24 protein-coding genes are annotated in these 24,946 nt (G+C 71.7%); 17 read left to right on the top strand and 7 right to left on the bottom strand.

Annotated elements, in window-relative coordinates:
- Position 1: 1 nt before the first annotated feature.
- Entirely contained in the window at positions 2–622 is a 621-nt protein-coding gene (locus ACFVTX_RS10790) for a MarR family winged helix-turn-helix transcriptional regulator (RefSeq protein WP_386899882.1), read from the bottom strand.
- A gap of 98 nt (positions 623–720) precedes the next feature.
- On the opposite strand from ACFVTX_RS10790, the gene ACFVTX_RS10785 reads away from it, so the two are divergent.
- The 3 genes from ACFVTX_RS10785 to ACFVTX_RS10775 all read left to right on the top strand — a co-directional run bounded on the left by ACFVTX_RS10785 (position 721) and on the right by ACFVTX_RS10775 (position 4,199).
- On the top strand, positions 721–1,380 hold the full coding sequence (locus ACFVTX_RS10785) for a MarR family winged helix-turn-helix transcriptional regulator (RefSeq protein WP_386899880.1): 660 nt from the start codon (positions 721–723) through the stop codon (positions 1,378–1,380).
- Between the two features lie 83 nt (positions 1,381–1,463).
- Complete coding sequence (locus tag ACFVTX_RS10780) at positions 1,464–2,045, top strand: hypothetical protein (protein ID WP_386899878.1); 582 nt, start codon at positions 1,464–1,466, stop codon at positions 2,043–2,045.
- A gap of 243 nt (positions 2,046–2,288) precedes the next feature.
- A complete protein-coding gene (locus tag ACFVTX_RS10775) occupies positions 2,289–4,199 on the top strand; it encodes a VWA domain-containing protein (protein ID WP_386899876.1) in 1,911 nt (636 codons plus the stop codon).
- Positions 4,200–4,281: 82 nt separating this feature from the next.
- On the opposite strand, the gene ACFVTX_RS10770 is transcribed toward ACFVTX_RS10775, so the two are convergent.
- The 4 genes from ACFVTX_RS10770 to ACFVTX_RS10755 all read right to left on the bottom strand — a co-directional run bounded on the left by ACFVTX_RS10770 (position 4,282) and on the right by ACFVTX_RS10755 (position 8,388).
- On the bottom strand, positions 4,282–5,079 hold the full coding sequence (locus ACFVTX_RS10770; RefSeq protein WP_386899874.1) for an ABC transporter permease: 798 nt from the start codon (positions 5,077–5,079) through the stop codon (positions 4,282–4,284).
- A 9-nt stretch (positions 5,080–5,088) separates the two neighbouring features.
- On the bottom strand, positions 5,089–5,991 hold the full coding sequence (locus tag ACFVTX_RS10765) for an ABC transporter permease (protein ID WP_386899871.1): 903 nt from the start codon (positions 5,989–5,991) through the stop codon (positions 5,089–5,091).
- Complete coding sequence (locus ACFVTX_RS10760) at positions 5,991–7,169, bottom strand: ABC transporter substrate-binding protein (protein WP_386899869.1); 1,179 nt, start codon at positions 7,167–7,169, stop codon at positions 5,991–5,993. The genes ACFVTX_RS10765 and ACFVTX_RS10760 overlap by 1 nt, the downstream gene beginning before the upstream one ends.
- Before the next feature lie 124 nt (positions 7,170–7,293).
- The gene (locus ACFVTX_RS10755; protein WP_386899867.1) at positions 7,294–8,388 is read right to left on the bottom strand and encodes an ABC transporter ATP-binding protein; all 1,095 of its coding nucleotides are present in this window, start codon (positions 8,386–8,388) and stop codon (positions 7,294–7,296) included.
- Positions 8,389–8,534: 146 nt separating this feature from the next.
- Here ACFVTX_RS10755 and ACFVTX_RS10750 point away from each other — a divergent pair, with 146 nt between their 5' ends.
- Together ACFVTX_RS10750 and ACFVTX_RS10745 are read left to right on the top strand one after the other, a co-directional pair.
- Complete coding sequence (locus tag ACFVTX_RS10750) at positions 8,535–9,296, top strand: FadR/GntR family transcriptional regulator (RefSeq protein WP_386899865.1); 762 nt, start codon at positions 8,535–8,537, stop codon at positions 9,294–9,296.
- Positions 9,297–9,398: 102 nt separating this feature from the next.
- A complete protein-coding gene (locus tag ACFVTX_RS10745; RefSeq protein ID WP_386899864.1) occupies positions 9,399–10,196 on the top strand; it encodes a cache domain-containing protein in 798 nt (265 codons plus the stop codon).
- A 7-nt stretch (positions 10,197–10,203) separates the two neighbouring features.
- Here ACFVTX_RS10745 and ACFVTX_RS10740 read toward each other — a convergent pair whose 3' ends face one another.
- On the bottom strand, positions 10,204–11,439 hold the full coding sequence (locus ACFVTX_RS10740; RefSeq protein ID WP_386899862.1) for a glycosyltransferase: 1,236 nt from the start codon (positions 11,437–11,439) through the stop codon (positions 10,204–10,206).
- Positions 11,440–11,509: 70 nt separating this feature from the next.
- On the opposite strand from ACFVTX_RS10740, the gene ACFVTX_RS10735 reads away from it, so the two are divergent.
- The 11 genes from ACFVTX_RS10735 to fdxA all read left to right on the top strand — a co-directional run bounded on the left by ACFVTX_RS10735 (position 11,510) and on the right by fdxA (position 23,110).
- Complete coding sequence (locus ACFVTX_RS10735) at positions 11,510–12,247, top strand: sirohydrochlorin chelatase (RefSeq protein WP_386899860.1); 738 nt, start codon at positions 11,510–11,512, stop codon at positions 12,245–12,247.
- A 262-nt stretch (positions 12,248–12,509) separates the two neighbouring features.
- Complete coding sequence (locus tag ACFVTX_RS10730) at positions 12,510–14,255, top strand: nitrite/sulfite reductase (RefSeq protein WP_386900393.1); 1,746 nt, start codon at positions 12,510–12,512, stop codon at positions 14,253–14,255.
- Positions 14,252–15,142: a phosphoadenylyl-sulfate reductase gene (locus ACFVTX_RS10725; RefSeq protein WP_386899858.1), complete on the top strand. Its 891-nt coding sequence runs from the start codon at positions 14,252–14,254 to the stop codon at positions 15,140–15,142. Before ACFVTX_RS10730 ends, ACFVTX_RS10725 begins: the two co-directional genes overlap by 4 nt.
- Positions 15,139–16,170: a sulfate adenylyltransferase subunit CysD gene (gene cysD, locus ACFVTX_RS10720; RefSeq protein ID WP_386899856.1), complete on the top strand. Its 1,032-nt coding sequence runs from the start codon at positions 15,139–15,141 to the stop codon at positions 16,168–16,170. Before ACFVTX_RS10725 ends, cysD begins: the two co-directional genes overlap by 4 nt.
- Positions 16,170–17,564, top strand: coding sequence for a sulfate adenylyltransferase subunit 1 (locus ACFVTX_RS10715; protein ID WP_386899854.1), 1,395 nt, complete (start codon positions 16,170–16,172; stop codon positions 17,562–17,564). The genes cysD and ACFVTX_RS10715 overlap by 1 nt, the downstream gene beginning before the upstream one ends.
- A gap of 30 nt (positions 17,565–17,594) precedes the next feature.
- On the top strand, positions 17,595–18,686 hold the full coding sequence (locus ACFVTX_RS10710) for an ABC transporter substrate-binding protein (protein ID WP_386899851.1): 1,092 nt from the start codon (positions 17,595–17,597) through the stop codon (positions 18,684–18,686).
- Between the two features lie 4 nt (positions 18,687–18,690).
- Complete coding sequence (locus tag ACFVTX_RS10705) at positions 18,691–19,434, top strand: ABC transporter ATP-binding protein (RefSeq protein WP_386899849.1); 744 nt, start codon at positions 18,691–18,693, stop codon at positions 19,432–19,434.
- Between the two features lie 235 nt (positions 19,435–19,669).
- Complete coding sequence (locus ACFVTX_RS10700; RefSeq protein ID WP_386900391.1) at positions 19,670–20,575, top strand: ABC transporter permease; 906 nt, start codon at positions 19,670–19,672, stop codon at positions 20,573–20,575.
- On the top strand, positions 20,572–21,342 hold the full coding sequence (gene cobA / locus ACFVTX_RS10695) for a uroporphyrinogen-III C-methyltransferase (RefSeq protein ID WP_386899847.1): 771 nt from the start codon (positions 20,572–20,574) through the stop codon (positions 21,340–21,342). Before ACFVTX_RS10700 ends, cobA begins: the two co-directional genes overlap by 4 nt.
- Entirely contained in the window at positions 21,339–22,772 is a 1,434-nt protein-coding gene (locus ACFVTX_RS10690) for an FAD-dependent oxidoreductase (protein WP_386899845.1), read from the top strand. The genes cobA and ACFVTX_RS10690 overlap by 4 nt, the downstream gene beginning before the upstream one ends.
- Complete coding sequence (fdxA, locus tag ACFVTX_RS10685; RefSeq protein WP_157423705.1) at positions 22,769–23,110, top strand: ferredoxin; 342 nt, start codon at positions 22,769–22,771, stop codon at positions 23,108–23,110. Before ACFVTX_RS10690 ends, fdxA begins: the two co-directional genes overlap by 4 nt.
- A gap of 146 nt (positions 23,111–23,256) precedes the next feature.
- On the opposite strand, the gene ACFVTX_RS10680 is transcribed toward fdxA, so the two are convergent.
- Complete coding sequence (locus ACFVTX_RS10680) at positions 23,257–23,913, bottom strand: TetR/AcrR family transcriptional regulator (RefSeq protein WP_386899843.1); 657 nt, start codon at positions 23,911–23,913, stop codon at positions 23,257–23,259.
- A 69-nt stretch (positions 23,914–23,982) separates the two neighbouring features.
- Between ACFVTX_RS10680 and ACFVTX_RS10675 the strand changes: the two genes are divergently transcribed.
- Positions 23,983–24,927 (top strand): alpha/beta fold hydrolase, encoded by a 945-nt coding sequence (locus ACFVTX_RS10675; protein ID WP_386899841.1) that lies wholly within the window; start codon positions 23,983–23,985, stop codon positions 24,925–24,927.
- Positions 24,928–24,946 lie beyond the last annotated feature (19 nt).

The following is a 24,946-nucleotide window of genomic DNA, read 5'->3' as shown; positions in this document are numbered from 1 at the left end:
GTCACTTCTCGTCGCGCGGCCAGGCGGTGACGAAGCGCGACAGCAGTCGGGCGAACTCGGCGGCCTCGGCGGGCGTGAACCCGGCGAGCGCCTGCTCGACGGCGCCCCGGCGGGTGTCGCGCGCGCCCTCGAGCACGCGCCGTCCGGCCGCGGTGAGCACGATCGCGCTGCGGCGGGCGTCGGTCGGGTCGACCTCGCGGCGCGCGTGACCGGCCTCGACGGCGGCCTGCACGAGCCGGCTCGCGCGCGGCTGGTCGACGCCGATCGCTTCGGCGATCTGCCCCACCGAGGGCGGTTGCGGCGCCGATTCGAGGGCGTCGAGCAGGCGGAACCGCGCCGCGTGCGCGAGCCCCGCGCTGCCCCGGCCTGCGCGCGGGGGTTCGCCCGTGGCATCCGGCCCGTGGTGCTCGTGATGCTCGTGCGGGCCGCGCCCTCTGCGGTGCCCGTCGCGGGCGCCGCCGTGCGCGCCGTGCTCGGCGCGGTGCTGCAGGCGCCGCCGGCTCTGGTCGCGTCGCATCGCGACGAGCGCGGCCTCGACGAGTGCGATCGGGTCGGATGCCTCGGCGTCGCCGCCGGCCGGCCCTGAGTGTTCGCCGGGAACGGGTTGACGAGCGTCATTCATGTATGTCATTGTACATATACATGTCACAAGACATGCAATAGACCTCGACCGCTCGCCCCGACGAGCGCGTCACGGAAGGACCCACCATGGACGCCCCCATGAACACCACCACGAACTCCCCCGACCACCGCCCCATCGGCTACTGGCTCCGCGTCGTCGACCGCAAGCTCGACGACGCCATGCGCGAGCTCTTCGCCGAGGAGGGCATCACCCGCCGCGACTGGCGACGCCTCAACGTCATCGCCGGCAAGGTCGACGACCCGCGCCTCCGTGCGAAGCTCGCCGCCCACCCCGAGCGCCTCGCTCCCCTCGTCGAGCGCGGCTGGGTCACCGACGAGCCCGCACCCCGGCTCACCGAGGAGGGCGAGTCCTCCTACGCCGCACTGCTCGAGCGGGTGACGGCGCTCCGCGCACGCGTCGCCGGCAGTGTCACGCCCGACGACTTCCAGACCACGCTCGCGACCCTCGAGGCGATCGCGCGCGAGCTCGGTTGGCACGACGGCGAGCGGATGCCCCGCCCGCACCGCGAATCGCGCCCTGGGCGCCGGCACGGGTGCGAGCACGGGCACCGCGAGCACGGGCACGGCGAGCACGGGCACGGACACCGCGAGCACGGACACGGGCACCGCGAGCACGGACACGGCGGGCATCGCGGGGCCCGCGGCCACCGCGACGACCGTCACCTCCACGTCCACGTGCACCTCGACGGCGCGCCGACGCATGGGCACCCGGGCGCCTTCCCGCACTCCGGTCGCTGACCCCCGGCGCTCGTCCTCCCCGCGTGCTGGGGCATGGCGGTAGTCTGAACCCCGCCCGAACCCCAGCCGCGAGAGCGAGCGCCATGACCGAGCAGCCGGTGGCCGTCCCCGTGCGCGTCACGCTGCGCGAGAAGCAGCGGCGCCGTCGCATCCGACGCGGGCTCGCGTACACGGGGGTCGCCGTCGCCTGGGCGCTCAGCATCATCGTGAGCACCGTCGTCAGCCTGCCCGAGCCCGCGCACACGGCGGTGCTGTTCGTGCACCTCGGCTCCCTCATCGTCGGCTTCGGCGCGGTGCTCATGATCGACTGGCACGCCCTGCTCTGGGCGACCGAGTGGAGCTCGGTGCGCGAGCTGCGGCAGGCCGACCGCACGCTCGTGCTGCCGGTCTGGATCGGGCTCGCGGGCCTGCTCACGAGCGGCGCGCTGCTCGAGCCCGACCTCGAGAGCCCGATGACCCAGGTCAAGCTCGCGGCGGTGCTGGTGCTGAGCCTCAACGGCGTCGCCCTCACCCGCTGGACCTTCGAGCTCGCCCGTCTGCCCGCGCGCGCCCGGTTCCGTTCGTTGGCCCCGCGGGTGCGTGCGGCGTTCATCGCGAGCGCCATCGTCTCCCAGCTCGCGTGGTGGCTCGCGGTGCTCATCGGCATGCTCAACTCGACGAGCTGAGAAGCGAACTGCGATCTGCGATCGGCCGGAGCGACCATCGCGGCGATCCCTCGGCCCCACTCTGTCAACGCTCGCCATTGGCAGCGCGCCGGGCATTGGATACGATCGCCAGACCCCCGCCCCCACCCCCCAGGACACATCGATGCCCGAAGCTCCAGTCATGCCCGCCCCGCTCCCGACCCGGCGCAGCGCTCGAGCGAGCCTGCGCGGCGGCTCGAGCCGATCCACCGCACGAGGCCGCGCATGAGCGCGGAGGGCACGACCCGACGCGACCGATCGGGTCGTCAGCAGCGCAAGCGCCGACAGCGCCGCCTGTTGATGATCGGCGGCGGCGCACTCGCCCTGCTGCTCGTCGGCGGCGGGGTCGCGACCGCGGTCGTGCTCATGAATCAGAACGGCTCGGATGCCACGGACGCGGGCGGAGCCGAAGCATCCGCGGCCCCGGCCGAGCCCATCGTGTTCCCCTCCGACGAACCCGCCGACCCGGCGGGCACCGAGCCGTGCATCGAGCTCTCGGTGCTGTCCTCCTTCGAGAACGCCGAGATGGCGACCCGCCTCGTCGAGGGCTACAACGCGAAGCCGCGCAACGTCGACGGCCGATGCGTCGTCGCGAGCACCACGAGGGACAAGTCGGGCATCTCGGCGGCCGACGCCGCCGCAGGGTTCCCCGATCTCGCGGTCGACGATCGCCCCACCGTGTGGCTGCCCGACGCGAGCTCGTGGCTCGCGGTCGCCCAGGACTCCGGGGGCGCGGCGAACGTGCCCACCACAGGTGCGAGCGTCGGCTCCTCGGCGATCGTGCTGGCGATGCCCCAGCAGCTCGCCGACGCGATCGGCTGGTCGAGCGCCCGCCCCAGCTGGGACGAGATCTGGAACGCCGCCGCCGACGAGAACACGTGGACCGACCTGGGCCACGCCGACTGGGGCACCTTCAAGCTCGGCAAGACGAGCCCGCTCATCGCGAGCTCGGGCCAGGCCGCGATGCTCGCCGAGTTCGGCGCCGAGTCGGGCTCCGTCGCCGAGCTCACCGTGAACGAGATCCACGACGCCTCGGTCGTCAAGGCGGTGCGCGAGGACGAGCTCGCGACGAGCCACTACATGGCGACGCCCGAGCACTTCCTCTGGCATGCCCGCCAGTCCGAGGAGAAGGGCTCGGTCGCCGACTTCCTCTCGGCGGTCATCGTCGACGAGAAGTCGGTGTGGGACTACAACCGCGGCATCACGAGCCGCGACGGCGTGAACCGCATCGAGTCGACGCCGCCGCTCGAGCAGCTCGTGCCGATCTATCCGCGCGACGGCTACTACCTGGCCGACAACCCCTTCACCGTGCTGACCGGCCCGTGGGTCGACGAGGCCGAAGCGGCCGCGGCGGCCGACCTGCTGCGCTTCGCCGGCACGAAGGACGGCCAGCAGGTCGTGCGCACCGCCGGCTACCACGACCTCAACGGCGAGCTCGATCCCGTCGTCAGCGAGGTGGGGCGCCTGCCCGAGTCACCCTCGGGGGCGCTCGCCTTCCCCGGCCGCGAGGTCATCGCCGCCATCGAGAGCGCCTTCCCCGAGGTGCGCAAGCGCGCCGAGGTGCTGTTCCTCATCGACGTTTCGGGCTCGATGGACGAGAAGATCGCGACCGGCGAGACGAAGCTCGCCGCCGCGAAGGACGCGATCCAGGAGTCCCTCGGCCACTTCACGAAGGGCGACAACATCGGCCTCGCCGCGTTCAGCGCCATCGACGACGGCCCGATCACCCCGGGGCTCGTGAGCCCCGTGGCGGACGCCCTCACCGAGCGCAGCCGGTTCCTCAAGGCGCTCGGCGCCCTGCAACCGGTCGAGTTCACCCCGCTGTACGCGGCCGTCGACACCTTCGCGAAGCAGCGCGCCGAAGCCTGGGACCCCGAGCGCATCAACGCCATCGTGCTGCTCAGCGACGGCAAGAACGAGACGCTCGGCGAGTCGACGACCGAGGCGCAGATGCTCGAGACCCTGGGCCACCTGCACCACGAGACCCCGGTGCTCATCTTCACGCTCGCCTACGGCAGCGGCGCCGACGTCGCCTCGCTGCAGGCGATCTCGACCGCCACCGGCGCGCACTTCTACGACGCGACCGACCCCACCAAGGTCAGCGACGTGCTCGGCGACCTCGTCACGAGCTTCTGACGAACGGATGCCACGTGGCCGGACCCGCGAGGTCCGGCACGTGGCATCCGGCCGTGTGCGCTGCTCGACGTACCAGGCGGCGCTACCGCCGCTGCTCCTCGCCCGAGAGCCGCTGCGCGAGGTAGATCGGGATGATCGAGACGAGCACGAGCACGACCGCGATGACCGAGACGATCGGCGCCTGATTCGGGCGGAACATGTTGTTCAGGATGAAGATCGGCAGCGTCGTCACGCCCGATCCGGCGGTGAACGTCGTCACGATGATCTCGTCGAAACTCAGTGCGAAGGCGAGCAGGCCCCCCGCGAGGAGCGCGGAGCGCAACTGCGGGAAGGTGACGAGGCGGAAGGTGGTCCACACCCCGGCGCCGAGGTCGGCCGAGGCCTCCTCGAGGTTCGTGCCGAGGCGGCGCAGACGGGCGATCACGTTGTTGAAGACCGTCACGATGCAGAAGGTCGCGTGCGCGATCACGACCGTCCAGATCGAGAGCGGCACCCCCATGATCGTGCGGAAGAAGTTGTTGAGCGCGATACCGGTGATGATGCCGGGCAGCGCGATCGGGAGGATCACGAGCAGGCTGATCGCCTCCCGCCCGAAGAACTCGAATCGCTGCAGCGCGAGCGAGATGAGCGTGCCGAGCACGAGCGACACCGCCGTCGCGACGAGCGCGATCATGATGCTCGTGCCGACCGCGTCGAGCGCACCCGCGCTCTGGAACGCCTTGCCCCACCACTCGAGCGTGAACCCGGGCGGCGGCCAGGTCAGCGAGGTCGATGTCGAGAACGAGTTCACGAGCACCACGAACAGGGGGACGTAGACGATCACCAGGATCGCCGTCGTGATGACGCCGAGGGTGACGCGGAACGGTCGCGACAGTCGCATGCGAGCCCCTTAGAGGTTGTCGAGGGCGCCGGTGCGACGCACGAGGAAGAGGTAGCCGAAGATGATCACGATCGGGATCAGCGCGATCGCCGAGGCGAGCGGCAGGTTGTTCGCGGCGCCGACGTTCGTGTAGACGAGGTTTCCGAGCATCTGGCTCGCCCCGCCGACGATGTTCACCGTGATGTAGTCGCCGAGCGAGAGCGAGAAGCTGAAGATCGTGCCCGCGATGATGGCGGGCAGCGCGAGCGGGAGGACGACGTGCCGCAGCGTCGGCCAGGTGCGCCCGCCGAGGTCCGCGGATGCCTCGAGCAACGAGTCGGGCACGCGCTCGAGCCCGGCGTAGATGGGCAGGATCACGTACGGCAGCCAGAGGTACGAGAGCGTGATGATCGTCGCCGGCAGGCCGTAGCCGATGGTCTCGCCGCCGAACGGCGTGACCAGCCAGTCGAGGATGCCGTCCTGCGAGAGCACCGAACGCCACGCGTACGCCTTCACGAGGTAGCTCGCCCACAGCGGGGTCAGCACCATGATGACGAGCACCCGGCGCATGCGCGGGGAGGCGACCTTCGCCATGTAGAACGCGATCGGCAGGGCGAGCGCCACGTCGATGACGGTGACGGCGAGCGCGACGCCGATGGTGCGCAGCGTGACCGTCTGGTAGAGCGAACCGGTGAGCACCTCGATGATGTTGTCGAGGGTGAACTCGGTCGTGATCTCACCGGTGAAACTGTCGACCGACCAGAACGCCGTGACGAGCAGCAGCACGAGCGCCACGATGTAGACGACGCCGAGCCAGAACAGCGGGGCGCTGAGCAGCAGGGCGAGCCGGGTTCGCGGGTGGGTGCTGAGGAAGGCGGAGCCCGCCCGCGCCGCACTGCGACGCGGGACGGGCACCGCACGGGTGGACGTCATCAGCCCTTGATCTCCTGCCAGGCGGCGGTCCATGCGGAGTAGTCGGTGCACTGCACGTCGGTGCGACCGTCGACGCACTCCTCGATGGGCGTGGTCCAGTACCAGATGTTCTCGGCATAGGACGCGTCACCGGCGTGGTACGCCTCGCAGTCGGAGCGGAACTCGCAGGCCTCGTCGCTCGACGGGGCCTCGCCGAAGTACTCGGTCGCCTGGCCGTTCGCCTCGGGGCTCGCGATGTAGTCGAGCCACGCGTACGAGCAGTTCGGGTTCTCCGTGCTCGACGAGATCATCCACGTGTCCGACCATCCGGTCACGCCCTCCTCGGGGACGGTGACGTCGGTCGGCGCGCCCTCGGCCGCGGCCACGTTCTGGATGACCTGCCACGTCGTGCCCACGACGCTGTCGCCGGTGGTGAACGCCTGGATCTCCTTGAGGTAGTCGCTCCAGTACTCGCCGATGTTGGCGCGCTGCTGCTTCAGGAGGTCGACGGCCGCGGCCAGCTGCTCCTCATCGAGGGCGTACGGGTTCTCGATGCCGAGGTCGGGCTGCGTCGCCATGAGGTACATGGCGGCATCCGCGATGTAGATCGGCGAGTCGTAGGCCGTGACCTTGCCCGCGTACGCGTCGGACTCGTCGAACACGACGCCCCAGCTCGCGGGCGCCTCGGTGAAGACGTCCGTGCTGTACATGAGAAGGTTGGCGCCGTAGCCGTGCGGCATACCGTAGTTCTCGCCGTCGACGGTGTTCCACGCCTGGTCCTTGAGGAAGTCGTAGACGTTCTCGTAGTTCGGCGTGAGCTCCATGTTCACGGGCTGCACGTCGCCTGCGGCGACGAGGCGCAGCGAGGCGTCGCCCGACGCCGACAGCACGTCGTACTCGCCGGTCTTGAACAGGTTGACGGCCTCGTCGGAGGTGCCGAAGGTCTTGACGGTGACCTCGCAGCCGGTCTCCTCCTCGAAGGGGCTGACCCAGTCGACGGCGGGGTCGTTCGAGCCGTCCTCGGCGTAGCCGGGCCACGCGAGCACGGAGAGCTGACCCTCCATCTCGCCGAGCTCGGTCGCGGCGTCGCCGCCCGAGTCGCCGCCGCCGCCCGAGGTGCCGCAGGCGGTGAGCAGTGCGACCGAGGCGATCGCGAGGCCGACGGTCGCGCTTCGTCGCGCGTTCCGCATTCGCATCATGGTTCTCTCCTGTTTCTTCTCTTGGTGGTGCAGTTCTGGTGCTGTCCCGCCGGTCGAGGAGCGCCCGCCCCTCGTTGGTCGAGGAGCGCCCGACGGAGTCGGACGCGTCTCGAGACCCGGGTGCTCACCCGGAGATCCCCGGGTAGACCGAGCCGAACGCGGCGGTCGGGGTCGGGTTCTGGGGGCCCACGGGCGTGCCGTCGACCGCGACGACGTCGCCGTCGTGCCACGAGACGACGACCCGGTCGCCGTGCGCGTCATCGTGGACGCGGCCGCGAACGTTCTGCTCGAGCACGCTGACGCGCGGGCCGGCGTCGAGGTCGACGACGAGCCGCACCCCGCTGCCGAGGTAGATCGCCTCGACGACGGTGCCTGCGGCGTTGCGCACGCCCTCGCCGGTCTGCGCCTCGGCGCCGACCGTCATCTTCTCGGGGCGCACGGAGTGGTGCCCCTCGCGGTCGAGGAGGGTGAGCGAGTGCTCGGGCCCGAAGAGGTTCGAGGTGCCGACGAAGTCGGCGACGAAGCGCGAGACGGGCCGCTCGTAGAGCTCGGCGGGGGTGCCGAGCTGCTCGATGCGGCCGGCGTTGAAGACGGCGATGCGGTCCGAGAGGGTGAGCGCCTCCTCCTGGTCGTGGGTGACGAAGATGAAGGTGATGCCGAGCTCGCGCTGGATCTGCTTGAGCTCGACCTGCATCTGCTCGCGGAGCTTGAGGTCGAGGGCGCCGAGCGGTTCGTCGAGAAGGAGCACCTTCGGTTCGACGACGGTGGCGCGGGCGAGGGCGACGCGCTGGCGCTGGCCGCCCGAGAGCTGCGAGGGCTTGCGGCCGGCCATCTGCTCGAGCCGGACGCTCGCGAGGGCGCGCATCGCGCGTTCGTTTCGCTCCTTCTTGCCGAGGCCGCGCACGCGGAGTCCGTAGGCCACGTTGTCGAGCACGCTCATGTGCGGGAACAGCGCGTAGTCCTGGAACACGGTGTTCACGTCACGGTCGAACGGGGCGCGCTTCGTGACATCCTCGCCGAAGAGCTCGATGGCACCGCCCGTGGGCTGCTCGAACCCGGCGATCAGTCGCAGCACCGTCGTCTTGCCCGAGCCCGAAGGGCCGAGCATCGAGAAGAACTCGCCGGCGGCGATCTCGAGGTCGACGTGGTCGACGGCGGTGACGGCGCCGAACTCCTTCGTGAGCCCGGTGAGCCGGATCGCCGGCTGCGCTTCGGTCATGACATCTCCTTCGATGCTGACGACGTTCAAACATCTGGTTCCAGATGTTCGTCAGTTCCAAATCATATGACTCCAGATGTAAATGTCCAGTCCCCCGTGTTACGGTCGTGTCACAGATCAGCGACGACGCGAGCAAGGAGGGTCGGATGCCGCAGGCCACCAGCCGTGCCGACGCGACCCACGCGGTCGTGTTCTCGCCCCTCGACGGCGCCGGTCGCGCCGAACTCGTCGAGCAGCGCCTCACCGACGCGATCGTCGCGGGCGTGCTCCGCGACGGCGAACGGCTGCCGAGCGAGTCCGAGCTCGCGAAGCGGTTCGGCGTCGCCGTCGTGACCGCTCGCGAAGCGCTCGTGGCGCTGCGCGACAAGGGGCTCGTGCTCACCCGTCGCGGCCGCGACGGCGGCAGCTTCGTGACCCACGACCGCGACGCCGCCATGCGCATGCTCGACGCGCGCGTGCGCGCCCTCAGCCGCATCGAGCTCCGCGACCTCTCGCTGCACTACACGGCGATCGCCGGCATGGCCGCCGCGGTCGCGGCCGACCGGGCCAGTGACGACGACCTCGCGAGCCTCGCCGACATCGACGCCCGCGCCGACCTCACGGCACCGGGCGGCGCCCGGCGGGCGATCGGCCGGTTCCAGCTCGAGATCGCCGCGGTCAGCCAATCGCCGCGGCTCGTGCACGAAGAACTGCGGCTGCAGGCCGAAGCCGGGCCATTGCTCTGGCTGTGCATGCGCGAACAGGCGTATCGTGACCGCAGCAGGCAGGCACGGCTCGAGGTGATCCAGGCGATCCGTTCGGTCGACCCCGACGAGGCGCGCCGCGCGACGACCGCGCACATCGAATCGGCCGTCGAGTGGCTCATCGACGAGAAGGCCCGCCTCGAAACCCCGGCGCCCCTGCCGTAGCGGAGTTCCGGTGGTCGAGGAGCGCCGCGCGAAGCGCGCCGCGTCTCGAGGCCCACTCCGACACCCCCTCCCCCTCTCCGTCCCAGAGAAAGGACCGAGGCCATGACCGTCACCGTCGACGTCACCGCCTTGCAGATCGCCGCCCGCATCGCCTCCACCATCGACCCGGTCTTCGCGATGATCGACGGGTGGCGCGACCGCATCGAGACCGAGCTCCTCGCCGTCTCCACCCCGAGCGCCGCCGCCCTCGACCCGTTCGTCGCCGACCTCGTCGGCCCTGCGCTCGAAGCACCCGGCAGCCTGATCACCGGCGCCGGCTTCGTCGCCGCCCCCGGCTACCTCGCCGACGCGCCCTGGCATCTCGCGTGGTGGTTGAGCGGCGCGAACACCTTCGGCGCCGGCGCGCAGCAGGGGCTGCGCCGCCTCGAGGCGGTGAGCGACCCCGACGCCGAGCAGTTCCGCGACTACACGGCGCTCGAGTGGTGGCGGGTGCCCGCGCGCACCGGCGGCCGCCACCTCACCGGCCCCTACGTCGACTACCTCTGCACCGACGACTACACCGTCACGATCACCACGCCCGTCCGCGCGGCGGGCGAGATGGCCGGCGTCGTCGGCACCGACGTGTACGTCGCCAGCCTCGAACGGGTGCTGCTGCCGGTGGTGCGCGAGTCGGGGCATCCGTGCACCCTCGTGAACGCCTCCGGACGCATCGTCACCTCGACCGACTCGCACCGCGCGACGGGCGCGCTGCTGCGCCTCGACGGCCTCGTCGAAGCGCTCGCGCCCCTGCGCGAGCGCGAGGGCGGGGCGCAGGATGCCACGGCCCTCCCGGGCGGCGCGGCGCTCGTGCCGTGCGGCGACACCTCGCTGGCGCTCGTGCTCGAGGCGGCGCGCGACTGAGGCGGGGTCAGCCCCCGGCGACGGCCTGCTCGATGAGCCGCGCCGTCGCGGCGGCCCCGTCGGCGCCGCGGTAGGCCTCGCGCACCTCGTCGGCGGCGGTGCGGATCGCGGGATCGGCGAGCACGCGGCGCACGGCTGCGACGAACTCGGGCTTCGAGACGCGCTTCGGCGGGACGGCGATCGCGTTGCCGCGCCGTTCGCAGGCGCGAACATGCCAGGTCTGCTCGGGTTGCAGGCCCATGCCGACGAAGGGCACGCCCGTGGCGCACGCGGTCTGCACCGTGCCCTGCCCGCCGTGCAGCACGGCCGCGTCGACGAGCCCGCCGAGACGGTGCGCGGGGAGCAGCGGGGCGACGTGCACGTTCGCGGGCAGTCGCTCGAGGTCGCCCGGTTCGAGGTAGTGCCCGATCGGGGCGACGACGTTGATCGGCAGCCCGCCGAGCGCTTCGGCCGCGGCGAGCGCGAGCTTCCGATCGGCCGAGGAGCCGAGGCCGAGGTACACGAGCGGTTCAGGCGCGGCGGCCAGTTCGTCGACGATCGGGGGCATCGGGGCGTCGAGGTGCGCGAAGATCGGGCCGACGAGTTCGAAGCCGTCGGGCAGCGTGAAGCCGTCCATCTCCCACGGCATCTCGGTGATGAGGTTGCGGTCCGCGGTGAGCAACGACGAGACCGTACGCAGCGGCGGCACCCCGTTCGCCTTCGCGACGCTCGTGAACGCATTCGGGGCGAGCGGCGCGGCGTTGTAGACCCAGCGGAACGCGGCCGTCGCGACCAGGTCGGCGGTGCGTGCGACCCACCCCGAGCCCGTCACGAACCCCATGCGCTTCGTCTGCGCGACCTGCGGCCGGGTCAGCGGGAACGGCACCGGGTAGAACAACGGCACCCCCTCGGCGCGCGCCGAGATGAACGAGGTCAGGTTCGACCCCGTCACGACCGCGGCCGCACCCAGCTCGCGGATCGTGCGCCGCTCGAGCTCGACGCGGGCCGCCACGAGCTCGCGGGTGAAGGGGCTCCGGAACGACCGCCCCTGATCGAAGGCGATCGCCTGGTCGCGCTCGGCCCGCCCCCACGCGGGCTCGCCGGCGAGGTACTCGAACCCGGCGTCGCGCACCAGATCGACGAAGTCGTGCTCGTACCCCTGGAACACGACCCGGTGCGCCGGGTCGAGCGCACGAGCGACCTGGATCATGCGGGTCGTCTCGGCGAGGTTGAACGTCACCGGGCAGAACAGAACCGTCGCCATGCGATGAGGCTAGCGGTCGCACGGCGCAACACCGGGCGACACCGCCGCCGCGATTTGCGACGATGGTGCGATGACGGCGCTCCCACCCGCACTGGTCGGCATCTCGCACGGCACCTCCTCGCCCGACGGGCGAGCCGCGGTCCGCGCGCTGCACGAGGCGGTCGCGCAGGCGCTCACGACGAGGCATCCGGATGCCACGCCGAGCACCCGGCTCGGACACGTCGACGTCGAACAGCCCGACGTGCCCGCGACCCTCGCCTCGCTCGCCCCCGGCGAGCCCGCGATCGTCGTGCCGTTGCTGCTGTCGGCCGGGTACCACGTGCACGTCGACCTGACCGAGGCCGTCGACGACACCGGCGATCGCGAGGTCGTGCTCGCGGGCGCCCTCGGCCCCGACGATCGGCTCGCGACCGTGCTCGTGCGGCGCCTCGCCGAGGCCGGAGTGCGCGACGACGACACGGTCGTGCTCTCGGTCGCCGGGTCGAGCGATGCCCGCGCGGTGGCCGACTGCCGCGACATGGCAGAGCGCCTCGCCGCGGCGAGCGGGCGCGACATCCGCCTGGGCTTCCTCTCGGCGGCCGCGCCGCTGCTCGCCGACGCCGTCATCGAGGCGAGGGCGGATGCCACGGGGCGGGTCGTCGTCGCGAGCTATCTGCTCGCGCCGGGCTACTTCCAGGACCTGGCCGAGGCGGCCGGCGCCGACCTCGTCACCCCGCCGCTGCTCGTGCCGGGGGCGGAAACGCCGCCCGAGCTCGTCGAGCTCGTGCTCGACCGCTACGCGGCCGCGGTCGCTTCGCTGGTCGAGTAGCGGCTCCGCTGGTCGAGGAGCGAGCGACGAAGGAGCACGCGTCTCGAGACCTGGCGCATCGGCCTCGATACGCTCCTTCGTCGCTACTCGACCACCGGTCGTTCGGCAAGCATGTGACGCAATGCGGCGTCGTGCGACGGGCCGTGACGCAGCGTGACGAGGGCACGCGTCATGAACGTGCCGCCCGATCATCCCTCGCCTAGCGTCGGCTCATCGGCGGAGCATCCGCCCTCGATTCGACCCGCAGGAGGCCCTCGTGACGCTGAGCGAAACGGTGCGCGCAGAGCGCCCGGCCCGCGCAGAAACGCGCGGCGAGCGCCCTGCGCGCCCCGCCCGTCCGACCTCGAACCGCCCCAACGGGCAGTGGAAGGTCGACGGCACCGAACCCCTCAACGCCAACGAGCAGTGGAAGCAGGAGGACGGCGGCCTCGCGGTGCGCGAGCGCATCGAGACGATCTACGCCAAGGGCGGCTTCGCGTCGATCGACGGCACCGACCTGCACGGCCGCTTCCGCTGGTGGGGCCTCTACACGCAGCGGAAGCCCGGCATCGACGGCGGCAAGACCGCGACGCTCGAACCGCACGAGCTCGAGGACGAGTTCTTCATGCTCCGCGTGCGCATCGACGGCGGCCAGCTCTCGACCGAGCAGCTCCGCGTCATCGGGGGCATCTCGACCGAGTTCGCGCGCGACACCGCCGACCTCACCGACCGGCAGAACATCCAGCTCCACTGGATCCGCGTCGAGGACGTGCCCGAGATCTGGCGCCGTCTCGAGGCCGTCGACCTCTCGACGACCGAGGCGTGCGGCGACGTGCCCCGCGTCATCCTCGGTTCGCCCGTCGCCGGCATCGCGGCCGACGAGCTCATCGACCCGACGCCGCAGATCTTCGAGATCCAGGAGAAGTACATCGGCGACCCCGAGCTCGCCAACCTGCCGCGCAAGTTCAAGTCGGCGATCACCGGCCACCCGAGCCAGGACGTCGTGCACGAGATCAACGACGTCGCGTTCGTCGCGGTCGACCACCCCGAGCTCGGCATCGGCTACGACGTGTGGGTGGGCGGCGGCCTGTCGACGAACGCGCACCTCGCGGTGCGACTCGGCGCATGGGTCGCCCCCGAGCGGGTCGCCGACGTCTGGTACGGCGTCACCGCGATCTTCCGCGACTACGGCTACCGGCGCCTGCGCAACCGGGCGCGCCTGAAGTTCCTCGTCGCCGACTGGGGTTCCGAGAAGTTCCGTCAGGTGCTCGAGACCGAGTACCTGGATGCCCCGCTGCCCGACGGCCCCGCAGCTCCGAAGCCGCTCACGCAGGGCGACCACGTCGGCGTGCACCGCCAGCACGACGGTCGCTTCTACATCGGCGTGACGCCCTTCGTCGGGCGCATCTCGGGAACGACCCTCACCCGGCTGGCCGAGCTGCTCGAACGCGTCGGCTCGGGTCGCCTCCGCACGACGCCGCACCAGAAGCTCGTGCTGCTCGACATCGAGGAGGCGCACGTCGAGCAGGTCGTCGCAGAACTCGACGAGCTCGGCCTGCAGGCCCGCCCGAGCCTCTTCCGCCGCGGCACGATCGCCTGCACCGGCATCGAGTTCTGCAAGCTCGCGATCGTCGAGACGAAGCAGACCGCGACCGAGGCCGTCATCGCGCTGGAGGAGCGTCTCGCGGGCATCGACCTCCCGCACCCGATCAGCCTGCACGTCAACGGCTGCCCGAACTCGTGCGCCCGCATCCAGACCGCCGACATCGGCCTCAAGGGTCAGCTGCTGCCCGACGGCGACGGCGGCCAGACGCCCGGGTTCCAGGTGCATCTCGGCGGCGGGCTCGCCTCGGCCACGCGCGAGGAGGCCGGCACCGGCCGTACGGTGCGCGGGCTCAAGGTCACCGCCGACGGCCTCGCCGACTACGTCGAGACCGTCGTGCGCCGATTCCTCGAGCAGCGGGATGCCGCGGCCGACGAGACCTTCGCCGAGTGGGCCCACCGCGCCGACGAGGACGAGCTGCGATGAGCGCCCGCAACCTCGGCGCCACCACCGCTGGTCGAGGAGCGCCGGCGGAGCCGACGCGTCTCGAGACCGCTCAGGGTGTCGAGATCGTCTCGCGTGGTTTCGAGACGCGTCCGACTCCGTCGGGCGCTCCTCAACCAACGGGAAGTCCGACTTCGTCGGGCGCTCTTCGACCGGCGAAGCGGGATGCCGCCACGCTGAAGGCCCTCGCCGAGGCCGGCAACGCGGAGCTCCGGAGCCTGGCCGACGGCGAGGCATCCGCGTACGAGGTCGTCGCCTGGGTGGCGCGGAACTTCTCGGTCGATGCCGCGGCGGTCGCCTGCTCCATGGCCGACGCCGTGCTCCCCCATGTCGTCGCGCAGTCGCTGCCCGGCGTCGACGTGCTCTTCCTCGAGACGGGCTACCACTTCCAGAAGACACACGAGACGCGCGACCGCGTGGCCGCCGAACTCGACGTGCGCATCGTCGACGTGCTGCCCGAGCTCACCGTCGCCGAGCAGGATGCGAAGTACGGCAAGGACCTCTTCGCCCGCGACGCGGCCGCGTGCTGCGCGATGCGGAAGGTCGAGCCCCTGCAGCGATCGCTGTCCGGATACGAACTCTGGTTCACGGGCGTGCGCCGCGACGAGGCCCCCACACGCACGAACACGCCGCTCGTCGCGTGGGACGAGCGCAACGGCCTCGTGAAGGTCAATCCGCTCGCCGCGTGGAGCTTCGACGACCTCATCGACTACGCCGGCGCGTTCGGCGTCACCGTGAACCCGCTGCTCTCCGAGGGCTACCCCTCGATCGGCTGCGAACCGTGCACGAAGCCCGTCGCCGCGGGCGCCGACCCCCGATCCGGCCGCTGGGCCGGTCTCGACAAGACCGAATGCGGGTTGCACCTATGACCGAGACCACGACTGTCACCGCTGGTCGAGGAGCGCCGACGCAGTCGACGCGTCTCGAGACCACCGAGGGTCTCGAGACCGTCTCGCGGGGTTTCGAGACGCGTCCGACTTCGTCGGGCGCTCCTCAACCGACGACGGGGCTCGACACGCTCGACCTCCTCGAGGCCGAGGCGATCCACATCATCCGCGAGGTCGTCGCCGAGTTCGAGCGGCCCGTGCTGCTGTTCTCGGGCGGCAAGGACTCGGTCGTGGTGCTGCACCTCGCGGCGAAGGCGTTCTGGCCGGGCCGCGTGCCCTTCCCGGTGCTGCACGTCGACACGGGTCACAACTTCCCCGAGGTGCTCGCGTTCCGCGACGCGACCGTCGAGCGGCTCGGCCTGCGGCTCGAGATCGCCGAGGTGCAGCGCTACCTCGACGACGGCCGCCTGCAGGAGCGAGCCGACGGCACCCGGAACCCGCTGCAGACGCAGCCCCTGCTCGACGCGATCGCCGCAGGCCGGCACGACGCCGTCTTCGGCGGCGCCCGCCGCGACGAGGACAAGGCGCGTGCCAAGGAGCGCATCATCTCGCTGCGCGACGAGTTCGGCCAGTGGGACCCGCGCAACCAGCGCCCCGAGCTGTGGAGCCTGTACAACGGCCGCCACACGCCCGGCCAGCACGTGCGGGCGTTCCCGATCTCGAACTGGACCGAGCTCGACGTGTGGAGCTACATCGAGCGCGAGGGCATCGAACTCCCGCCGCTGTACTTCGCGCACGAGCGCGAGGTGTTCCGCCGCGACGGCATGTGGCGCGCGGTCGGCGAGGTGTCGCAGCCGCGGCCCGACGAGCACGTCGAGCTGCGCACCGTCAGGTATCGCACGGTCGGCGACATGAGCTGCACCGGCGCCGTCGAATCGGATGCCACGGAGGTGGCGGCCGTCGTGCGCGAGGTCGCGCAGTCGACCCTGACCGAGCGCGGCGCGACCCGGGCCGACGACCGCATCTCGGAGGCCGCCATGGAGGATCGCAAGAAGGACGGGTACTTCTGATGACCGAGACCACCACGACCGTCGGTCGAGTGGCGAGCGCCAGCGAGCGTATCGAGACCACTGGTTTCGATACGGCTGCTTCGCGGCATACTCAACCGGCCACGCTGTTCCGCTTCGCGACCGCGGGCTCCGTCGACGACGGCAAGTCGACGCTCGTCGGGCGCCTGCTGCACGACTCGAAGGCGATCCTCGCCGACCAGCTCGAGTCGGTCGCACGCACCTCCGCCGAGCGCGGCTTCGGCGCGGGCACGGGCTTCGACTTCGCGCTCCTGACCGACGGCCTCCGCGCGGAGCGCGAGCAGGGCATCACGATCGACGTCGCGTACCGGTACTTCTCCACGGGCGCGCGCAGCTTCATCCTCGCCGACTGCCCCGGCCACGTGCAGTACACCCGCAACATGGTCACGGGTGCGACGACCGCCGACGCCGTCGTCGTGCTCATCGACGCCCGCAAGGGCGTGCTCGAGCAGACCCGCCGCCACCTCTCGGTCGTGGCGCTGCTGCGCGTGCCGCACGTGATCGTCGCGGTCAACAAGATCGACCTCCTCGGCTACGACGAGCAGGCGTTCGCCGGGGTCGCCGCCGAGGTGCGCCGCGTCACCGGCGAGCTCGGGCTCGGCGAGGTGCACGTGCTGCCCGTCTCGGCCCTCGAGGGCGACAACATCGTCGACCGTTCGGCGAACACGCCCTGGTACGACGGCCCGGCGCTGCTCGAGCTGCTCGAACAGCTGCCCTCGCACGACGAGCTCGACACCGAGTACGACCCGTTCCGTCTGGCCGTGCAGCTCGTGCTGCGCCCGCAGGGCGGCTTCGCCCCCGACGTCGCGGCCGACCCCGAGCGTGCGGAGACGTTCCGCGACTACCGCGCGTTCGCGGGCCGCATCGGCTCCGGCCGGGTGCGTGTCGGCGACCGGGTCACCGTGTTCCCCGCCGGGATCGAGACGACCGTCACGGGCATCGACCAGGCCGGGGCATCCCTCGACGAAGCGGTCGCACCGCAGTCGGTCGCGCTGCGCCTCGCCGACGACATCGACGCCGCCCGCGGCGCGGTGATCGCGGCGACGGGCACCTTGCCCGAGGCGCGCCGCGAGATCGAGGCCGAGCTCTTCCAGCTCGACCCGCGCGCCCTCACCCCCGGAACCCGGGTCCTCGTGAAGCACGGCACGTCGACCGTGCAGGGGCTCGTGGCATCCATCGATTCGAAGCGCGACCTCGACACGCTCGAGCACGTGCCCGCCGACTCGCTCGAGGTGAACGACATCGGCAGGGCGACGCTGCGCGTCGCCGCCGACCTCCCCCTCGAGCCCTATGGCGAGAACCGGCACGCCGGCTCCTTCCTCGTCATCCATCCGTCCGACGGCCGCACTCTGGCCGCCGGCATCACCGAACAGTAAGCACCAACGATCCGTAAGGAGGCGACAACCGTGAACAGCACCACCCGCACCACCAGAAACACCCTGACGATCACCGCACTTGGAGTGGCGGCCATGATGCTGGCCGGTTGCTCCGCCGCCGCCGGTGCCGCACCGAACGACGAGCCCGAGGCGTCGACGTCGCCCGCCGCCGAGCTGCGGCTCGGTTACTTCGCGAACGTCACCCACGCGCCCGCGATCGTCGGCCTCGAGGAGGGCCTCCTCCAGGACGCGCTCGGCGACACCGAGCTCACGACCTCGGTGTTCAACGCCGGCCCCGCCGCGATCGAGGCGCTCTCGGCCGGCGCGATCGACGCGACCTACATCGGGCCGAACCCGTCGATCAACACCTTCATCCAGTCGGGCGGGCAGTCGGCGCACATCGTCGCGGGCGCCGCCACCGGCGGTGCCGCGCTCGTCGTGCGCGACGGCATCGACTCGGCCGAAGACCTCGAGGGCACCACGCTCGCGACCCCGCAGCTCGGCAACACGCAGGACGTGGCGCTGCGCTCGTGGCTCGCCGACGAGGGCTTCGAGACCGACACGCAGGGCGGCGGCGACGTGCACATCACGCCGACCGAGAACGCGCAGACGCTCACCCTGTTCCAGCAGGGAGCGCTCGACGGCGCCTGGCTGCCCGAGCCGTGGGTGTCGCGGCTCATCGTCGACGCGGGCGCGCACGTGCTCGTCGACGAGGCCGAACTGTGGGACGACGGGGCTTTCCCGACGACGGTGCTGCTCGTGCGGGCCGAGTTCCTCGCCGAGCACCCCGAGACGGTGCAGGCGCTGCTCGAGGGGCACGAGGCATCCGTCGCCTGGCTCGCCGACAACCCCGACGAGGCCGCCGGCGTGATCAACGCGGGCATCGAGGCCGAGACGGGCAAGCCGCTCGACGACGCCGTCATCGACCGCGCGCTCGAGCACGTCACCTTCTCGGTCGACCCGCACGCCGAGACCTTCGAGACGCTCGTCGCGAACGGTCTCGAGGCCGGCACCCAGAAGGACGGCTCGATCGACGGGCTGTTCGACCTCCGCATCCTGAACGCGCTGCGCGAGGAGGCCGGCGAGGAGCCGATCTCCGCGGGCGGCCTCGGCGAGGAGTAGTCGCATGAGCGGGCAGACGGCCATCCGCATCGAACACCTCGGCAAGCGCTTCGGCGCCGGGCCGGTCGTGCTCGACGACGTGAACCTCGACGTCGCAGCGGGTGAGTTCGTCTGCCTGCTCGGCGCGTCGGGCTGCGGGAAATCGACCCTGCTGAACCTCATCGCCGGGCTCGACCGCCCGACGACCGGCACCATCACGACCCCGCCCGAGGGCTCGGCCGTGATGTTCCAGGAATCGGCGCTCATGCCCTGGCTCACCGCCGTGCAGAACGTCGAGCTCGCCCTGCGTCTGCGCGGGGTCGCGCGCACCGAGCGGCGCGCCCAGGCGCTCGAGCTGCTCGACGTCGTGAACCTCGCGGATGCCTCGGCGAAGCGCCCCCACGAACTCTCGGGCGGCATGCGCCAGCGCGTCGCCCTCGCCCGCGCACTCGCGCAGGACCGACCCGTCCTCCTCATGGACGAGCCCTTCGCCGCACTCGACGCGATCACGCGCGACCTGCTGCACGAGGAGCTCGAACGGGTCTGGCGCCAGACCGGGCGCACCATCGTCTTCGTCACACACAATGTCCGCGAAGCTGCGCGGCTGGGGCAGCGCGTGATCCTCCTGTCGAGCCGCCCCGGCCGTGTCGCGGGCGAATGGCGCATCGACGACACCGAGGGGCGACGCATCGAGTCGCCCGAGGTGGCGGCCCTCTCGCTCGAGATCACCGCCGAACTGCGGAAGGAGATCCGCCGCAATGCCGCATGACACCGAGACCCTCGCGGGTCGAGAAGCGCCGACCGAGTCGACCCCCGCCGGTCGAGGAGCGCCGACGGAGTCGACCCCCGCCGGTCGAGGAGCGCCGACGGAGTCGACGCGTCTCGAGACCGCGCAACCCGCCCCTGCAACCGCTCCCGAGGCCACCGCACCGGGCCTCGAGACGCGTCCTCCTTCGTCGGGCGCTCCTCGACCAGCGGAAGAAGCCGACCTGCCCGCGGGCTCGATGCCGTTCCCCGAGCTCGTCGAACCGGCAACCGCCCCCGAACCCGAAGACCTGCAGACCCTCACCGCCGGTCTCGACCGGCTGCAGACCGACGCCGACGCGCGCCCCGGCCCGTGGAAGGTCTTCACGCGCAGCGTGCTGCCGCCCATCCTCTTCGTCATCGCGCTGCTCGTCGCCTGGCAGCTCTACGTCGTGATCGCGCAGCCGCGCCCCGACATCGTGCCCGGCCCGCTCGACGTCGCCGCGGCCCTCGGCCAGGCGTGGGAGTCGGGACGCCTCCAGCTCGCGGTCGCGACGAGCCTCGAGCGCGGCGTCCTCGGCTTCCTCATCGCCGTCGTGGTCGGCACGCCCCTCGGCCTGCTGCTCGCGGAGGTGCAGCCGCTGCGTCGCGCGGTCGGCCCGATCATCTCGGGCCTGCAGGTGCTGCCCTCGGTCGCATGGGTGCCCGCCGCCATCCTCTGGTTCGGGCTCAGCGACGCGACCGTCTACTTCGTGGTCCTGATGGGTGCCGTGCCGTCGATCGTGAACGGTCTGATCTCGGGCGTCGACCAGGTCCCGCCGCAACTGCGACGGGTGGGCACGGTGCTCGGCGCAGGACCGGGACGCCTCGCGACGCTCGTCGTGCTCCCCGCCGCGCTTCCCGGCTACGTCGCCGGCCTCAAGCAGGGGTGGGCGTTCTCGTGGCGTTCGCTGATGGCGGCCGAGATCATCGCGATGGGCGGCACGATCGGCTTCGGCCTCGGGTCGATGCTCGACCAGAGCCGCGAGCTCGCCGACATCTCCGCGGTGCTCGCGACGATCCTCGTGATCCTGGCCATCGGCATCCTCATCGAGCTCGTGTTCTTCGCGCCCCTCGAGCGCCGGATGCTCCGCCGCCGCGGCCTGCTGCAGGGAGCATCCCGATGAACGCCGGCACGGTCGCGCTCGTCGGGGCCGGCCCCGGCGACCCCGGGCTGCTGACGATCCGCGGGCTGCGCGCCCTCGAGGCCGCCGACGTGATCGTCGCCGACCGGCTCGGCGCCCGCGGCGTGCTCGACGGGCTCGCCGCGGAGGGCGTCGAGCTGCGCGCCGAGGTCGTCGACGTGGGCAAGTCCCCCGGCCACCACGCCGTGCCGCAGGACGCGATCAACGCCCTGCTCGTCACCCTCGCCCGCGAGGGCAAGCGCGTCGTCCGGCTGAAGGGCGGCGACCCGTACATCTTCGGGCGCGGCGGCGAGGAGCTCGCCTTCTGCCGCGACGCGGGCATCGCGGTCGAGGTCGTCCCGGGCATCACGAGCGCGATCTCGGTGCCGGCGATCGCGGGCATCCCGCTCACCCATCGCGGCCTCGCGACGACGTTCACGGTCGTCACCGGGCACGAGCAGATCCGCTCGCTCGGCGGCGGTCGCGACCACACGGTGGTGCTCCTCATGGGCATCGGCACCCTCGCGAACTCGGCCATCACCCTCGCCCGCGGCGAGCGCGGAGGCGAATGCCCAGTCGCGATCGTCGAAGATGGATACGGCGAGAACCAGCGCGTCACCATCGGCACGCTCGACTCGATCGCACTGCAGGCGGCACGCCGTGGCATCCGCTCGCCCGCAGTGGTCGTCGTCGGCGACGTCGTGACCCTGAGCCCGTACGCGCCCGAGGCGCTCTCCCCCAGCACAACTCGAAAGGCAACGCAGCAATGACCCGTTCCCTCCGCGTCGCGATCGTGGGCGCCGGCCCCGCCGGCATCTACGCTGGCAACATCCTCCGCCGTCAGGTCGCCGAGCAGGGCGGCGAGGTCGCGATCGACCTGTTCGAGTCGCTGCCTGCGCCGTACGGCCTGATCCGGTACGGCGTCGCCCCCGACCACCCCCGCATCAAGGGCATCGTCAACTCGCTGCACGAGATGCTCGACGCCGGCGACATCCGTCTCATCGGCAACGTCGAGATCGGCCGCGATCTCGACGTCGACGACCTCACCGAGCGCTACGACGCCGTCATCTTCGCGACCGGCGCGCTGCGCGACGCCCCGCTGGACATCCCCGGCATCGAGCTGCCCGGATCGTACGGCGCCGCCGACTTCGTCGCCTGGTACGACGGCCACCCCGACGTGCCGCGCACCTGGCCGCTCGAGGCGCAGTCGATCGCCGTCATCGGCAACGGCAACGTCGCGCTCGACGTGGCGCGCGTGCTCGCGAAGCACCCGAAGGACCTGCTCTCGACGGATGTCCCGGCGAACGTGGTCGCCGGGCTCGAGGCCTCCCCCGTCACCGACGTGCACGTCTTCGGCCGTCGCGGCCCCGGGCACGTGAAGTTCACGCCCATCGAACTGCGCGAGCTCGGCGAGGTGCCCGACGTCGACATCGTCGTCTACGACGCCGACTTCGAACGTGCAGAGGGCGACGCCCACGCCGAGGCCCTGCACGCCTCGAACAACCAGGTCAAGGTCATGACCCGCACCCTCAACGGCTGGCGCACGGGGCCCGGTTCGACGGGCGCCGGCACGGCGTCGCGCCGCCTGCACCTGCACTTCCTGCACTCCCCCGTCGAGATCACGGGCGACGGGCGTGTCGAGAGCATGCGCTTCGAGCTGACGCGTCCGGTCGGCGACGGCACGGTCGAGGGCACCGGCGAGTTCGTCGAGTACCCCGTGCAGGCCGTGTACCGCGCCGTCGGCTACGCCTCGTCGCCGATCCGCGACGTCCCGTTCGACGAGCAGGGTGCGGTCATCCCCAACGAGGGCGGTCGAGTGCTGGATGCCACGGGCTCGCCCCTTCCCGGCGTCTATGCGACCGGCTGGATCAAGCGCGGCCCCGTCGGCCTCATCGGGCACACGAAGGGCGACGCCCTCGAGACGATCACGAACCTCGTGGAGGACGCGAACAACGGCGTGCTCGCCGCGCCGGCGGTCGACGCGGCCGACGGCGAGGAGATCTTCGAACTGCTCGCAGCCCGTGGCGTCGAGTACACGACGTGGCAGGGCTGGCTCGCCCTCGACGCGCACGAGCGCGGCCTCGGCGAGTCGTTCGAGGCGCCCGAGCAGTACGCGGGCGTCGTGCGCGAGCGCGTGAAGGTCGTGCCCCGCGAGGAGCAGGTGTCGATCTCGCGCGACGGCGCGCTCGCACTGTCGTGACGTACGTCATCGCGCTGCCCTGCGTCGATGTGAAGGACCGCGCCTGCATCGACGAGTGCCCGGTCGACTGCATCTACGAGGGTGAGCGTTCGCTCTACATCCACCCCGACGAGTGCGTCGACTGCGGTGCGTGCGAGCCGGTGTGCCCGGTCGAGGCGATCTACTACGAGGACGACCTGCCCGATGAGTGGGCCGACTACTACAAGGCCAACGTCGAGTTCTTCGAGGTGACCCCGGGCGGCGTGCCGCCGCTCGGTTCGCCCGGCGGCGCGGCGAAGACGGGTGCGCTCGCGTACGATCACCCGCTCGTCGCGGCGCTCGCGCCCCAGGGCGAGTAGCCGGGCCGGCGCTGCCGGCCGCTGGTTGAGGAGCGCCGATGCGAAGCGGCGACGCGTCTCGAAACCGGGTGAGCCGCTCTCGAAACCGGCTCACCGGTCTCGATACGCGTGCTCCTCCGTCGCTCGCTCCTCGACCGACGGGCGGCTCAGGCGAGCACTCGGTCGTCGACTCCGGCGAGCGGTTCGAGCACGGCCGGGTCGGCGCCCGCCGCGGCCAGCCGGGCGACGAGTGCGCGTCGCGCGAAGACGTACGGTTCGCTCGACCCGCTCATGACCGAGCGGGTGTTGGCCGCGTCGAGCAGCGCGGTGGCCTCGAAGGCGAACTGGGCGGGGTCGCCCTCGAGCTCGCCCTGCGCGACGGCGTAACCGTACGACGCCCCGAGGTAGCCGCTCCAGCTCGCGAGGGCCCGTGCGAGCGCGTCGCGCACCGGCCCCGGCTTGGCGTCGAACTCGGCCGCCGCGGCGGCGAAGAAGCATCCACCCGGGAAGACGCGGTCGCGCGAGTAGGCGATCCAGCGATCGACCAGGGCGACGATGCGCCGCACGCCCCGCGGCTCGATGCGCGCCGGCTCGATGACGACGCGGGTGAACCGCTCGACGGCGGCATCGACCGCGGCGAGCTGGAGTCGCTCCTTGCTGCCGAACAGCGTCGCGACCCCGCTCTTCGACACCTCGGCCGCCTCGGCGAGCCGCCCGATCGAGAGCCCGTCGAGCCCTTCGACCGAGGCGAGGTCGACGGCGCGCTCGAGCACGAGGCGTCGTGAGGCGTCGCCCCGTGCGCGTCGGCCGTCAGATTGCTCCATGTCTTGTATTTTACGCACGATCGTTCGTATAGTGGCAGTACGATCGTTCGTATTGTTTGAGGAGCCGAGATGTCCGCCGTATCCGCCATCGCCGCAGGAGTCCGTCTGACCGGGTCGATCTCGCCGCGCGCCGGCGGCGCGCTGGCCTACCCGCTCTTCATGCGCGTCGGCCCGCGCACCCCCGTCGCGCCGGCCGACCGCGCCACCCACGACTCGGCTCGGCTCGGCACCGTGCGCATTCCCGGCCTGCACCGCCGGGGCGTCGACGTAGTGACCTACGAGTGGGGCACGGGCGACGACGTCGTGCTGCTCGCCCACGGCTGGCAGTCGCGCGCGAGCGTCTTCGCACCGCTCATCCGCGAGCTGCGCAGCGAGGGCTTCCGCATCGTCGCGTTCGACGGGCCGGCCAACGGCGACTCGCCGGGTCGCGGCACGTACCTCATCGACCACCTGGACGCGATGGAGCGCCTGCAGCAGCGGCACGGCCGATTCCACGCGGTCGTCGGGCACTCCTTCGGTGCGCTGGCAGCGCTCATGGCCGCGCACGACGGGCTCGACACCCATCGGGTGGTCGGCATCGCCGGTGCGGCCGACCCGCGGGCCTTCATCGAGGGATTCGGCGAGATGCTCCGCCTCGACGACCCCACCCGCGACGCGCTCGCGGAGCGGTTCTCGGCGAAGCTGTTCCCGGGCGGCGGCGACCCCTTCGAGCGCTACTCGGCCGCGAGGCATCCCCTTCGACCTGAGACCGCGCTGCTGCTCGTGCACGACCGCGGCGACCGCCGCGTGCCCTACGCCGAGTCGGAGCGGCTGCTCGCCGTGAACCCCGGCGCCCGCCTGGTGGCGCCGGAGGGGCTCGGCCACAACCGCGTGCTCCGCGCCGACGTGACGCTCGACGCGGTGGTCGACTTCCTCACCGCGTCGGACGCCGTGCTCGCAGGTCCGACGGCCGCAGGCGGCACGGTCGGTGCCGACGACGCTGAGCTCGCTGCTCGGGTCGGCCCGCCGGCCTGAGCGATGCGACCGGCATCAG

This window comes from Agromyces sp. NPDC058136 (genome assembly GCF_042884375.1).
GTDB lineage: Bacteria > Actinomycetota > Actinomycetes > Actinomycetales > Microbacteriaceae > Agromyces.
This window is presented reverse-complemented; position numbering and strand designations above follow the sequence as displayed.